Annotated in this window: 9 protein-coding genes; 2 read left to right on the forward strand and 7 right to left on the reverse strand. The window is 72.0% G+C overall.

From position 1 onward, the window contains the following. Nucleotides 1-8: 8 nt before the first annotated feature. Nucleotides 9-1292, reverse strand: coding sequence for a M15 family metallopeptidase (locus M3148_RS18290; RefSeq protein ID WP_251304257.1), 1284 nt, complete (start codon nt 1290-1292; stop codon nt 9-11). A gap of 94 nt (nt 1293-1386) precedes the next feature. Beyond that, nucleotides 1387-2580 (reverse strand): glycosyltransferase family 4 protein, encoded by a 1194-nt coding sequence (locus tag M3148_RS08580; RefSeq protein WP_251304258.1) that lies wholly within the window; start codon nt 2578-2580, stop codon nt 1387-1389. Between the two features lie 33 nt (nt 2581-2613). Here M3148_RS08580 and M3148_RS08585 point away from each other — a divergent pair, with 33 nt between their 5' ends. Continuing rightward, nucleotides 2614-3504 (forward strand): NAD-dependent epimerase/dehydratase family protein, encoded by an 891-nt coding sequence (locus tag M3148_RS08585; protein ID WP_251304259.1) that lies wholly within the window; start codon nt 2614-2616, stop codon nt 3502-3504. On the opposite strand, the gene M3148_RS08590 is transcribed toward M3148_RS08585, so the two are convergent. Genes M3148_RS08590 through M3148_RS08600 form a run of 3 tightly spaced genes read right to left on the reverse strand, consistent with a single transcriptional unit; the run spans nt 3505 to nt 6631 of the window. Continuing rightward, the gene (locus tag M3148_RS08590; protein ID WP_251304260.1) at nt 3505-4446 is read right to left on the reverse strand and encodes a lysylphosphatidylglycerol synthase domain-containing protein; all 942 of its coding nucleotides are present in this window, start codon (nt 4444-4446) and stop codon (nt 3505-3507) included. After that, nucleotides 4443-5543 (reverse strand): glycosyltransferase family 4 protein, encoded by a 1101-nt coding sequence (locus M3148_RS08595; protein ID WP_251304261.1) that lies wholly within the window; start codon nt 5541-5543, stop codon nt 4443-4445. The genes M3148_RS08590 and M3148_RS08595 overlap by 4 nt, the downstream gene beginning before the upstream one ends. Continuing rightward, entirely contained in the window at nt 5540-6631 is a 1092-nt protein-coding gene (locus tag M3148_RS08600; protein ID WP_251304262.1) for a glycosyltransferase family 2 protein, read from the reverse strand. Before M3148_RS08600 ends, M3148_RS08595 begins: the two co-directional genes overlap by 4 nt. A 206-nt stretch (nt 6632-6837) precedes the next feature. On the opposite strand from M3148_RS08600, the gene M3148_RS08605 reads away from it, so the two are divergent. Then, nucleotides 6838-8463, forward strand: coding sequence for a DUF2142 domain-containing protein (locus tag M3148_RS08605; protein ID WP_251304263.1), 1626 nt, complete (start codon nt 6838-6840; stop codon nt 8461-8463). 54 nt (nt 8464-8517) lie between these two features. Here the strand turns inward: M3148_RS08605 and M3148_RS08610 are convergent, their stop codons facing one another. Together M3148_RS08610 and M3148_RS08615 are read right to left on the reverse strand one after the other, a co-directional pair. Beyond that, nucleotides 8518-11226: a hypothetical protein gene (locus M3148_RS08610; RefSeq protein WP_251304264.1), complete on the reverse strand. Its 2709-nt coding sequence runs from the start codon at nt 11224-11226 to the stop codon at nt 8518-8520. Further along, nucleotides 11223-13796, reverse strand: coding sequence for a glycosyltransferase (locus tag M3148_RS08615; RefSeq protein WP_251304265.1), 2574 nt, complete (start codon nt 13794-13796; stop codon nt 11223-11225). The genes M3148_RS08610 and M3148_RS08615 overlap by 4 nt, the downstream gene beginning before the upstream one ends. Nucleotides 13797-13803: the final 7 nt, after the last annotated feature.

Raw genomic sequence — 13803 nt, forward strand, 5'->3', positions numbered from 1 at the left:
GGACCGGCTCAGCGCCGGTAGTCGAAGTGCCAGGCCTCGGGGTTGGAGCCGCCCTCTCGGTTCCATGGCATGTTGTGCCAGCCGAAGCGCGGGCCGTTGTCCCGCAGCCACAGGTAGGGCTGGGTCCCGAACTCGATGTCGACGCGACCGCCGAAGTCGATGGCCAGGCCGTAGCCGTGCGGGGAGCGGCCCGGGCGGGCGGCGGTCGGAGGCCCGGTCTCCTCCCAGATGTACTGCTGGTCCGCGTAGCTGCGGTACGTCGTGAACGGCGCATGGTTGATCGGCAACGGCGAGCCGAAACGGGCACGGTAGGCGCGGTCGAAGGCGACGAGGTCGTTGACCGCCCGGCAGCTGATCGCGTGGGTCGTGAGGAAGGGGATCGGGCAGAGCGCGGAGTGGCTCAGTCGCCCGTTGCGGGCGTCGAGGCGCCCGGAGGTGGCGTCCACCCCGGCGAGCTGCGCCTGCGTGACCCAGCCGTTGGCGTGTCGTTCCAGAGCGGGGCGCAGGCGGTGCAGGCCCAGGGAGTCCCTCCCGTCACCGTTCCAGTCGCCGCTGAGGGCGCCGTCCGTCTCTCGGCCGTAGACGACGACTCGGTCGGCCGGTCCGGGCCGCACCCGGTCGGCCATGTAGTAGGTCCGGCCGCGGCGCACGGTGAAGGTGTCCTCGCCGTCGCCGTCCCAGTCCCCTACGAGGACGTCGTCGTCGGGGCGGCCGTACACGACGACCTCATCCGCCGGACCGGCGCGCAGGGAGTTCTTCACGAAGTACTGGGCCCCTCGCCGGACCGCGAGCGTGTCGACGCCGTCAGCGTCCCAGTCGCCGACGAGCACGTCGTCCTCGGCCCTGCCATAGGCGAGGACGATGTCGGCAGGACCGCCCGCCAGGGAGTTCTTCACGTGGTAGACGTTCCCGCGCCGCACGGCGAGCGTGTCGACGCCGTCACCGTCCCAGTCGCCGACGAGGACCACGTCCCAGGGCCGGCCGTAACCGAACTGCCGGTGAGGGCGGCCCGAGGAGTTGGCGTTGCGGATCGAGAAGACGTTGGTGAGGTTGCGTGAGCCGATCGTGTCGGTCCCGTTGCCGTCCCAGTCTCCGACCCAGTAGCGGTCGGTCTGGACGCCGTAGGTGAAGACGGTGCTCGCCTCGGAGCTGAAGCTGTCGGACAGATAGAAGTCGTGGCCCCACCCCTCGCTCTGCCCGCCCTTGGCGCCGGCACCGGTGGCTCCCGCCAGTGCGCCCGTGACCGCCAGGACTCCAGCTACGGCGCCCGTGACCCACCGTCGCACTCGCACCCGGCCAGGCTAGCCAGGGCGTGGCCCGTTACGGCGAGGCGCGAGGCGTGCAGTACGCCACACATGAAGACGACCGAGCCGCGAGCGTACGGTGCTAAGCGGTCCCGCCCCGTCGGTGGCGCGTCCTAGCACCTTCCGTGAGCGTCCTGAGCAGATCGACGTAACGAGCACCGACCGCGTCGGCCGAGAAGGACGCAGCCCGATCCCTCGCCGCCCGTCCGAGCTCGGCGCGTCGCTCCGGGTCGCCGGCAAGTGAGTCGATCGCCTGGGCGAGACGTACGGCGTCCCCGGGCGGGGTGAGGACGCCGTCGACGCCGTCGCGCACGGCCTCGTCGATCCCGGCGAGGTCGGAGGCGACGACGGCGCACCCGGTGCCCATCGCCTCGAGCAGGACGACGGGCAGCCCGTCCTGGTCGCCGGAGGCTGCGGGGACGGACGGGACGACGACGACGTCGGCCTCGGCGTAGGCGTGCCGGAGCGCGGTGCGGCCGCGCTGGCCGACGAATGTCACCGGCAGCCCGCGAGCCTGCCGCTCGAGGTCGGCCCTCAGCGGCCCGTCACCGATGACGGTGAGGCTGATGTCGGCATCGACCGACCGGAGGGCCGTAAGGAGGACCTCCAGCCCCTTCTTCTCCACGAGGCGGCCCACGAACAGCAGCCGGACGTGGCCACCGGGCCGGTCCACGCGCGGGACGACCCCGCTGAGGTCTGCTCCCATCGGCATGACCGAGACCTGGTCGGGTCGGGCCCCGAGGTCGAGCACCCGCCGGCGCATCTCCTCGTTCATCACCGTGACGTGCCCGGCGCGCCGCACGACCCACCGCTTGACCCGCCGCATGAGCGGGCCGTCCAAGGCGTACAAGTCCCCGCCGAGGGTGGTGATGAGCCGGGGGGTGCGCGGCGCGCACACGGTGGCGACGAGACCTTGGGGCACGATCCAGTGCGCGTGCACGACGTCGGGGCGCAGCCTGCGCACCGCCCACAAGGTCGTCAACGCCTCGGCCACGATGAACGGGACAACCTGGAGCCACCGCGCCGGGCGCTGCCGGAGGTTCTCAATGATCGCGCCGTCGGCGAGCGTCTCCCAGCGCCGCGGGAAGTACCGGAAGCGGCGCACGGCCATCCGTCCGTCCCTCTCACGGGGCGCCGAACCCGAGACCGAGGGGACGAGGACTAGGGTGTCGAAGTGCTCGGCCTCGCGTCTGGCGAGGTCCGAGACGAACTCCGGCGTCCCGTCCCCCGGGCGGCCCGGGAAGGTCGACGCCAGAACCAGGAGGCGGGGGCGCATCACAAGCGCCCGCCAGCACGGGAGAACAACGTCATGCTCACAGGATCGCACGGCTCACGTGCAGCCGCCGTCGTCGGTGCTGGTGGCTTCCTCGGTTCGTCGCTCTGCGACGCCCTCGAGGAACGTGGGGTGCAGGTGCACAGGTTCACCCGCACGTGGCCCGCCGTCCGCTCCGGTGAGCCGGCGGCGGAGCTGGGGTCCGTCTCGACGGTCTTCTGGGCTGCGTCGCAGATCAACCCCCTCCTCGCGGAGGAGCGCCCCGACCTCGTCGCCGCGGACGAGCGCCACCTCGCCGACTTCCTCCGGGCGCTCGCCGCTCGTGGCCTCACTCCGCGCACGGTGCTCCTCAGCTCTGGGGGAACCGTGTACGGCAACCATGGAGCGCCCTTCCACGAGAGCAGCCCGCTGCACCCGGCGAGCGCCTACGGCCGGGCCAAGGCCAGGCTGGAGGCCGTCCTCGCCGAGAACGCCGCCCGCCCCACCGTGGTGCGGATCTCGAACGCCTACGGACCCGGACAGCCACCCGCCCCGGGGCAGGGCGTCATCGCCCACTGGCTCCGCGCGGTCGCGGCCGCTCGGCCGATCACGGTCTTCGGTGACCTTCGCACCGCGCGCGACTACGTCGCCGTCCAGGACGTGGTGTCGGCGCTGGCGAGGCTGCACGAGCACGACGGCGCGCTTCCGGCACTCAACATCGGTTCGGGCCGCGCCACGACCCTCGCGGAGGTCCGAGACGTCGTCCTGCACGTCACCGGACGACCGGAGCTGCCTGTCCGCCACGAGCCCGCTCGGTCCTTCGATGTTCCGGCCACCTGGCTGGACGTGTCGCTGGCCCGCGAGACGATCGGCTGGCAGCCCCGTGTCTCGCTCGCGGAGGGCGTGGCGGCGACGTGGTCCTGGCTGGCCGAGAACCCTCGGCGCTGACTACTGCTGCGGTACGCCGCTGCGCCTGCTGCGGCGACGGAGCAACGACATGGCCCCCAGGCCGAGGAGAAGGTCCGCCGCCGTGAGGATCACCCGCGCGAGGAGCACCGTGACGACGACGGCACCCGCGCCGAGCTGGCCCGCCAGCAGTGCACCGAGAACGGCTTCCCGCACCCCGACCCCAGCGGGCACGACGATCGCGAGGAAGCCGACGATCCACGCCAGCGCGTAGCCGCCGACGGCCAGCGCCAACGTCGCGACCGCCGGCTCCATGCCGAGCCAGGTCCCGATCAGCCACACCTGGATGCCGGCCAGGACCCACCCGCCGAGCGCCCAGCACGACGAGCGCACGATCCCGGCGAGGCTGAGCGGCTTCTCGAGCGGCGGACGCCGCACGAGGGCCAGAGCCGAGCCGAGAACCCGGTTGAGGACCGGGGGCGAGAGGAGGACGACGAAGAGCGGGAGGGTCCACACCACCCAGGAGTAGTCGTCGCGGATCTCGCTCGGGCCGAGCAGCACGGCGACGACGGCGAGGAGCAGTCCGGTGACGATCGACACGAGGATCGACACGACCATCACCGAGACCGAGCGCCGCCGCGGGATGAGGTGGTCGGCGCCCATCTCGGCCGCGGCGACGATGTTCCACACCCCTCCGGGCAGGTACTTGCCGACCTGCGACACGAAGAACACGCGGCTCGCGTCCGCCACCGTGAGCCGCGAACCCAGGTCGGTCATCACGGCCCGCCACGAGAGCATGGTGAGGAACACGTACACGAGGCTGATGGCGAGGACGGCGACGATGCTCCCCGCGGAGAGCGAGGCGAGCGCCGCGGAGACGTCGGTCCACTGGCTGCTCACCGCCCACACCCCGAAGCCGAGTGCAGCAAGCAGGAAGATGCCCCGGGCCCAGCGCGACCTGAGTGCCGAGAGGATACGGCTCACCGTGCCAGGGCCCGGTCGAGCGGGGCGGTGACGGCCTGCGGCGTGAACCGCTCCTGGCTCCAGGCGCGCGCGTCCGCGCTGAGGGCCGCCCGTCGGTCCGGCCTGGCAGCGAGATCGGCAAGAACCGTCGCAAGAGCCTCGGCGTCCCCTGCGGGGACGAGCTCGGCGACGTCACCGAGCACCCGGCGCTGCGGAGCGGTGTCGCTGGTGACGACCGCGCACCCGGCTGCGGTGCCCTGGTAGACCTTGTTGGGGACGACGCGTCCGGCCTTGCCGGTCGTGCCGAAGATGCCCAGGCACACGTCGTGGCCGGCGACGAGCGCAGGGAGCTCAGCGCCGTCGATCCAGTCGTGCCAGCGGATCCCGGGAAGTCCGTCGACCAGCGCGCGCACCGCCTCGGCGTCCTGGCCGGTGCCCACGAGCGTGGCGTGCACCGGGACGCCGCGCTCGTGGAGCAGGCGCAGCGCCCGCCCGACGGTCTCGGTGCCCTGCAGCGGCGTGAACAGGCCGAAGAAGACGACGCTCATCGGCCCGCCCGGAGGACGCGCGTCCTCGGCCGCGCGGAACCACGCGTCGGTGGCGCCGACGTCGACGACGACGACACGGCCCTGGTGCCAGGCGGGCACCAGGCCGCGGTGCTCGTCGGTGTCGACGACCACGACGTCGGCAGCGCGCAGGGCCAGCGCGTCGAGCGCCGCCAGCAGACGGGTGCGCAGCCCGTCCGGTGTCCCGCGGTCACGGGCGGTGTCTGCGGCGAAGATGAGGTGGTCGAGCACGATGGTGCTCCCCGGGAACAGCAGGCGGGCGAGGAGCACGTCGAAGTGCCCGAGGTAGCCGACGAGCACGGCCTGGGGCCTGTTCGGACCGGTGTAGCGGGGCGCCCCGGCCACGAGTGACACCCAGCGACGTGCGAGCCGGAGCGCGTGGCGGGGCAGGGTGAGGGGGTCACGCAGGGCCTCAACCTTGTCCGCCGTCGACAGCCCCAGTGGCCGGTTCAGCTCCCGGACGTCGTGCCCGTGCCGCCGTAGGCCGTCGATGAGGACCTGGACGCGCGGGTGCTTCGCGGCGTCGTACGTGCCAAAGGCCAGGATCCTCACCGGTCGACGGTCTCGCCCGTGGCCAGAGTCGTCGGGTGCTGGCTGTTCTCCGGCGGTGCGACGAGCCCGAGATGTCCGTTGCCGCCGAAGGTGGCCGGCTTCGCGGTCGCGCCGTGGCCGAGCTGGCCGTCGAGAGTGACGTCTGCCGGCGGGCGGTACTGCATGACCTTGATCCGCTCGAGACTCTCCTCGAGCAGGACACGGTTGGTCCGTTGCAGGTCCGCGATGACGAGCAACGCATAGCTCAGGAGGGCGCCGACGAGCATCGCGGTGCCGAAGATGAGGGACTGGACGTGGCCGCCACCCTCACCCTGGAGCCAGAAGACGAAGAACCGCACGAACGGGACGAGCGCGGCGATGAGCATGAGCGTGCCCAGCGTCCCGAGCACGAGGTGCGGCTTGAACATGAGGAAGGAGCGCGTGATCGCGCCGGCGGACTTGAACATGTGCTGCCAGATGTTCTTGAACAGCCGGGACTCGCGCGTCTTCGGGTTCGTCTCGATCGGCAGCGACGCGATCCGCAGCCGCTTGTTGCCGGCCTGGATGATCGTCTCCATGCAGTAGGAGAACTGCGTGATGACGTTGAGGCGGAGCAGCGCGTTCTTGGAGTAGGCCCGGAAACCGGACGCGGCGTCGGGCAGCGCGGTCCCCGCCGCCTTGTTGACGACGCTGGACCCGACCTGCTGCATCGCCTTCTTGAACGGGGAGAAGTGCGCGATGGTACTCGTCTGCCGGTCCGCGATGACGATGTCCGCGCGGCCGCCGATGATCGGCTGGACGAGGTCGGCGATCCGTTCCTGGGGGTACTGGTTGTCCCCGTCGGTGTTCACGACGATGTCCGCGCCGTGGGCCAGGGCGTAGTCGATACCGTCCCGGAAGGACCGGGCCAGGCCCATGTTGCGGGCGTGGCGCACGAAGTGCCGCACGCCGTGCTCCTGCGCCACCGCGATCGTGCGGTCGGTGGAGCCGTCGTCGATGATGAGGATCTCGATCTGGTCGATTCCCGGGATCTCCCTGGGGATCGACTCGAGGACGAGGGGCAAGGTCTCTTCCTCGTTGAGGCACGGGACCTGGACAAACAGCTTCACTGGTTCAACCCATCCGTCATTAGCGCGGACTGCTGGTGCGAATGTCCCACCAGGAGCCTGTCGTTCGGTGGCACCACGCGACCGGCCACGGACGCCACACTCCGTGACACGATACGCGACCGGTCACCGACCGCCCTAGGTTCCGGGTCACACCGGCGCTGGTGCGGCGCTGCAGGCGACGCCCGCGAGGACCTTATGCTCGTGGTGTGTCGTCCGTAAACTACCGTCGCTGCCTCGCTGCCACGACGGCACTCTTCGGTGCGGTGCTCGTGCTCTGGGCGGTCCTCACCCCGGCCTTCCGGGCACCGGACGAGCCCCAGCACTTCAACTCCGTCCTGCGCCTCCTCGAGGGTGGCGGCTGGCCGGAGCCGCAGACGGCGATGATATCCGACGGCGTGCGAGTCGCGGTCGACGAGGCCGGGTGGGCTCCTGTCGACCAGCCGTTCATCCGCCAGTCGGCCGCAGTTCTCCCCGGAGAGGCCGAGCGCGTCGGGCCGCCGCTGTTCGTCGAGCTCGATCCCGGGGACCCCGCCGACCGCGTGGTCGTCAGCACGGTCGAGCTTCCCGCCGGGAGCGGCCCGCCCGCCGTCGACCAGATGACTCAGCACCCTCCGGGCTACTACGCCCTCGGGGCGCTAGTCCTCAAGCTCCTCGGCGGCGAGGACTGGCGGTGGGACCAGCAGCTCCTGGTGCTGCGACTCCTCAGCGCGTCCCTCGTCGTCTGGCTGGTCCCCCTGACGGCGGCGACGACCCGCGCCATCGGCGGCTCCACGCGAGCAGCCCTCATCGCCGCCGTCTCCGTGACCGGCGTGAGCCAGCTGGCCCACATCAACAGCGCGGTGACGAACGACGCGCTGGCCAACGTCTCGGCGGCGACGGTGCTGTGGCTGGCATCGCTGGCACTGACACGACGGCACACGTGGAAGCTCGTCCTCGGCGCGGGCATCGCTCTGGGCATCGCCCTGTTGAGCAAGGGCTTCCTGCTTGCGTCCATCCCCGTCGTGGCCATCTCCTTCGTCCTCGGCCACCGTGCCAACCCGCGGGCCCGCCCCCGCTGGTGGGCAGCGTTCGTGTCCCTGGCCGTGGCGTTCGCCGTCGGCGGCTGGTGGTGGCTGCGCAACCTCGTCCTCTACGGCGCCATCCAACCGGACGGCATGCCGCCACGGCCCTACCTCGACACCGGTCAGGAGCCGAGCGTCCTGGCTTTCCTCCGTGGCGCGAGGAGAGGTCTTGTCTCGAGCGCCTGGGGTAATTACGGGTGGATGGAGCTGTCGGTCCCGGCGTGGCTGGGCCAGGCGATGACCGTCGCGCTCCTTCTCGCCGTCGTCGGGGCGCTGGTCGCCGGCGGCGGCACACGTATGCCGCTAGCGGTCCTCCTGCTGCTCCCGCTCCTCACGTTGCTCATCATCCTCTACGGCTCCTGGCAGGCCTACGTCGACGGCGGCTACCTCGCCGGCCTCCAGGGTCGCTACCTCTTCGTCGCGGTTCCGGTCTTCGCTGCGTGCGTGGGGATCGCGACGGACGCGGCGGGCTCGCGGCTGCCAGCGGGCCAGCGACGCGCACTGCTCCTGGTGGTGCCGGTGACGTGCGTGGGACTGGGCGCCTACGGTCTGGCCTTCGCGTTCCAGGGGTTCTACCACCCGGCCGGTGAGTCGGTCCGCGTGGCCCTTGGACGCTGGGAAGCCTGGAGCACGCTGGGCACCACCGCGACCGCGATCGCGGTCATCGCGCCCTGCATCGCCGCCGTCCTCACGGTGACGCTGCTCGCTCGGGCGTTCGCGGCACCCGTGCCGGCACGGGCGCCCGGCCCGAGGCACTCCTCCCGCCGTTGATGTCGCTCCGGGTGCCTGCCGGCATCCGAGTGTCGGGACGCGGCGACTGAGCGCTCAGCTTCGGCGCCGTCCCCGCCGGACGAGAGTCACCCAGAGCACGAGCAGCCCGATTGCCGTCACCAGAGTCACCCACGGAAGCACCGACCAGCCCACCGGCTCGTAGGCGATCTCGACCACATGGCTGCCTGCAGGCACGGGCACCCCCTGGAGGGCATGGTCCGCGCGGAGAACGTCCACCGGCTGCCCGTCGACGTAGCCCTGCCAGCCGTCCTGGAAGGAGTCGGCCAGGACGAGCATCCCCGATCCCTCGGCCTCGACCCGGACCCGCTTGTAGTCGTCGGTGTCCGTCTCGACGTCGACGGCGGCCGGCAGCCCGTCGAACGACGCCTCCGCCCCAGCCTCACCGGGCAGCAGCGCGACCTCCTCGGGAAGTCCGCCGAGGACCTCGGCGCAGTCCGTGTCGCAGGTCTGCGCCTCCGCAGCCCAGCGGAACCTGGGCATCACCGACGAACGCTCGTAGACCTGGGCGTCGTGCGTGAGGACCAGGTCCAGGCCGTCGTCCGGCGCGGTGAGAGTCCCCACCCAAGCACCGTCGCCCCCGGCAACCACGTGGAGGTCAGGCCGGCCGACGGCGCGGACCTCCACGGTGAGCGGACCGCTGGCAGTGGCGAGGTGCTCGCCGTTGACCGGGATCGTCACCACACCGGCGAGCCCGTCGCGCACCCGGCGCTCGGCCGACGCCACGACGGCGGTGCCGTCGCGCACCTCGACGACGACCGACGCAGGTTCGGCGGACTCCGCGACATCACCGAGCGGCTCGGCGAGCTCGATGGCGACACCGCGCAGGCGCACGGGCGCGAGCTCACGGGTCGCGGCCGTCTCCTGCAGCAGGACGGTGCGGCTCCGGTCCTGCTCGCCGTCCCCCTGGAGGTCCCCCAGCGGGGCGACGGTGAGGTCCGCGACGCCGTAGCGCACGGCGAACCGGTCCAGGAGGGGGTCGGTGAGTGCCTGCAGGTTCGACAGGGTGTGGTTCGTCGGCGTGAGGAACATGTTCTCGTCCACCGCCACGAGCAGCTCTTCCCACTCCGGAGGAACGAAGGTGTGCCCTGACAGCGAGCGGATCCCGGCGACCTTGTTGGCGCCGTTCCAGTAGGCGTACCCGGCCCCGACCATCCGGTCGTGGCCGAGGTTCGTCCGCAAGAACTGGTCGGTGACGGTCTCCCGGTAGAGGAGGTCCGGATCGGTGCGTGGCCAGAAGGCACCGGTGAAGAGCAGCCCCTCGGCGACGATCACTACGGGGATGAGCGCCACGGCGACGGCACGGCCACGCAGACCGGACATCGCCCAGGCCCAGGCGAGCGCCACAACGACGCCCGCGGCCAGTCCGAGCAGGACCGACGTCCGCACCTGCGCCCAGCCCGCCGGGTCGGGGGCCACGCGACGCGCCGCGTACGCGGCACCGGCGAGCAGCAACGGGGCAGCGACGACGGCGACCCACGGCAGCAGTCCACGGGTACGGGCAGAGCGCCGGACCGCTTCGAAGCCCGCGGCCGCGAGCATCGCGAACATGAGCCCGCCGATGGCCCGCATCCGGTGCATCGGTGAGTTGTCCATGAGTGGCAGCAGGGAGACGACGTAGTTGACCGTGCCGCCGACGAAGGACACGGCGAAGGTCAGCGCGCCTGTGAGCAGCCAGAACGGCCGGACACCGGTCATCCGTCTCCCCGCCGCAGGGAGCACGATCGCGGCGACGCAGAGCACGAGGGCACCGGCGCCGATGAACGAGACGCCTTCCACCGGGATGACACTCCCCCAGCGCTCAGACCCGGTGGCGCACGTCCCCAGCGCCTGCGGGTAGGCGGCGGTGAGCATCTCACGGACGCCGAAGGTGAAGGCCCACATGTTCTCGCGGTAGTCGAGGTCCGTCGCGCTGAGCTGCTCGAGCCAGGGCAGCAGCTGGAAGCTCACCATCAGTCCGCCGAGCGCTGCTCCTGCCCCGGCAAGGACGGGTGCCTTGCCCCATCGCCGCCAGGCCCCGCGGGAGTCGTCCCTCCGGTTGGCGACGACGAGCCGCAGCACCGCGTAGACGGCGCTGAGGTAGACGGCGTGGACGGCGATCGCGGGGAAGCCGCCGAGCACAAGGGCGGCAACCACGAACGGCAGAGGGAGCGCCGAACGCAGCGTGCGGTCCTGGACGATCCGCTCCAGCGCCCAGAAGAGCAGGGGGAAGAGAGCGGCGGTCCGTGTCTGCGGCCAGTTCGTCCACATCACCATGAAGCCGCTCGTGACGAACACGAGCCCGCCCACAGCGCCGGCCGCTGCGGAGAGCCCGAGCCGCCGCGCCCACAGCACGGTGCCGGCGACCGCCGTGGCGACCTCGAATAGCTTGAGCCACCCGGTGAAGGAGGCGTCGGAGAACGGCAGCGTGGCGAGAAAGAGCGGAGAGGCGACTCCCTGCGGCGGTGCGGCGCCGAGGATGGCACCCGCGGAGGCGCCGTCGTCCCAGAGCGGTGCACGATCGCCCTCGGCCACCCGCTGGCGGAACTGGAGAGCGGACGGGATGACCGAGTCGACGGTGTCGGAGACGCAGACGTTGCGGACCTCCTCCACCGTCGTGCTCTCCACCCACGGAGCGGCTCGGCTGTCGATGAGATCGCCGGCGGCGAAGAGCCGGAACCCGAGCAGGGAGGGGCCCACCATGACGAGGAGCAGGACGACGGGCGCGATCCACGCCAGCAGCGTCCCGGGATCGGGCCGTTTCATCGGCGGCCCGCTCGGAGTCGCGCCGCCACACGCTCTCTCACGGCGCCCGCACCGCCCGCCCGGTACACCCGCAGGACCGCCTGGAACCGGCGCCCCGGGGCCGACCGCGCGAGGCGGCTGACGACCCCGGGCCTGCGTGCAGGGCGCACGTAGGGCTCGACGTACGCGTCCATCGCCGACAGTGGTTCGTCGTCGGCGACGGGGTCCCAGGCCGTCGGCTGTCGCGGACCGTTCAGCGCGACGTGCTCAGCGGCCGCGCCGAGCGCCGCGAGGTAGGCGCGTCCCTGGAGGTGCGGGGACCACCGCAGGAGGGCTGCGCGCCGCGCCTGAGTCCCGACCCGACGGCGCAGGACAGGGTCGTCCAGGAGCGCTCCCAGTGCGCGGACCCAGTCCTCCCGACTCTCGGCGAGGTAGCCGGTGCGGCCGTCGTCCACCGCGTCGCGGAACGGCTCGGTCGCAGTGGCGACGACCGGTGTCTCGACGAGCGCGGCCTCGAGCCACTTGATCGCCGACTTCGCCTCGTTGAACCGCGAGCTCGTCAAGGGGGCGAGACAGACGTCGACGTCCCTGAGCAGCAGGGGCAGCTCGTACCACGGCACGAACGGGAGGCGGCGCACCCGGTGGGAGACGCGTGCCAGGGCAGCGGTGGGCCGCAGGTGCCCCCCGAGCCACAGCTCGACATCGGGGCGGGCCTCCAGGACCTCGAGGACGGCCGGCTCGACCAGTGCCCAGTCCGCGTCGTGCGTCGTCGTGCCGGAGAAGTACCCGATGCGCAGCGGGCCGGACGTCCGGGGACGCTGCAAAGCGTCGTCGCTCGCCTGCGCGAGCAGCGCGCCCACCCCGTTCGCCACGTGCCGCGCAGGCAGGCCAGCGACATCCGTCGCCTGCTCGCACAGCATCCGGGTCGACCCGATGTACAGGTCGGCCCGTTCCATCGTGGTGCGGTACCGCGCGACGCCTCGCCACCACAGCTCCTCCTCCTCCGGAGCCAGGGACGTCAGGCCGTCGACCTGGCCGCGCAGTCGCGGGTCGAAGACGAGGTCGTCGATGTCGTAGACCACGGGCACGGTGGGGCGCTGCGCCCGCAGCTCGTCGAGGAGAGCGAGGACCTGCCACGTGGCCGGGACGCGGTAGAGGACGACGGCGTCCGCAGCGGCGATGGCCTCGGACAGCTGCGGGTCGCGGTAGTGGCGGACGTCGGTCTGGACACCGAGCAGGCGCAGTCCCTCCGCCGGCAGCTGCGCGCGATAGCGGAGTGGAGCGCCCTGGATACCGACGATGAACAGGACGCGTCCGATCATTCGGCCGGCGGGCACGTCGGTGCCGTCGGGCTGCGCGGCCACGGCGTCGGCAGGCCCGCCGCTCGCGGCCGGCGTGACGTCCGACGCGGCCCGGCCGGCGACCTCGGCGTAGAGCTCGAGCAGACCGGCGGCCTGGTCGGCGAAGTCGCGCGGGGGCGTGAGCGCGCCTGCGCCGATGATCCGGTCCGCGAGGCCGGGCTCCGTGACGGTGCGGCGCATGGCCGCAGCGAGCGCCTCACTGTCCGCCGCTGGCACGACGAGCCCGTTGACGCCGTCCGCGACCGCCTCCTCCGGGCCCAGGGTGTCGGTGCAGATGACGGCGAGTCCGGCACTGAGGGCTTCGCGCGTGAGGATCGAGTGCGACTCCCGCATGATGGAGGGCAGGACGAGCACGTCGTGCCGGGCGAGGACATCCCCCAGGTCAGCGGGCCGGTAGGCGGGGCGTGCACTGGCCGCCTCCGGCAGGCCGGCGGTGTCCGTGACACCGTAGAGGTCGATGGTCCACCCGGGCAGGTTCGCCAGCGCGCCCAGTGCCTCGCGCAGCACCGCGGCGCCCTTCATCGGATCGTTGCCGCCGGCGAAGAGGAAGCGGACATGATCGGCACGCTGCCGCCCCTGCGTGGGCTGCTGGAGCGCGGGCAGGCCGTTCTCGTCGACCCTGACGCGGTGGGGGTCCACGCCGTTGGCCACGAGGACGCGAGCAGCGCTCCGGGACGGGGCGAGGACGACGTCGGCCGCGGCCAGATGCTCGGCGAGCGCCGCGTCACGCCGCACGAGCCAGTCGTGATCCACCTCGCACGGGCACGTCCCGCACCCGACGACGAGCGAGCACGGGCGCATGTCCCGGGTGACGAGGAACTGGCGGGCACAGAACCACCAGAAGTCGTGCATCGTCACGACGACCGCGGCCCCGGCGTCCTTGGCAGCCCTCACGAGCGAGCCACCGAGGGTCTGGACCGAGTGGAGGTGGACGACGTCCGGGCGCGTCTGCTCCAGCCAGCGGCGGAAGTCGGCCTCGACCTCGGGGTTGTGACTGTTGCGCGGGTCGGACCATCCGGTCCACGGCGTCGTGGTGACCCAGCGGACCGGCACGCCGTCGTCATCGTCCGTCCACGTGCTCAGCGGCTCCCGCTGCGCGTCGAGGTGGCCGGCGTAGACCAGCGACTCGTGCCCGGCCGCTGCGACCGCGCGTGCCACCCGGTACGGGACCAGGGTTCCACCGCTGACGAAGTTCGGCGGGAAGTGGGCTGATACCTGGAGGACACGCACCGGCTCA

The sequence above is a fragment of the Georgenia satyanarayanai genome, assembly GCF_023715365.1.
In the GTDB taxonomy this organism is placed as follows: domain Bacteria; phylum Actinomycetota; class Actinomycetes; order Actinomycetales; family Actinomycetaceae; genus Oceanitalea; species Oceanitalea satyanarayanai_B.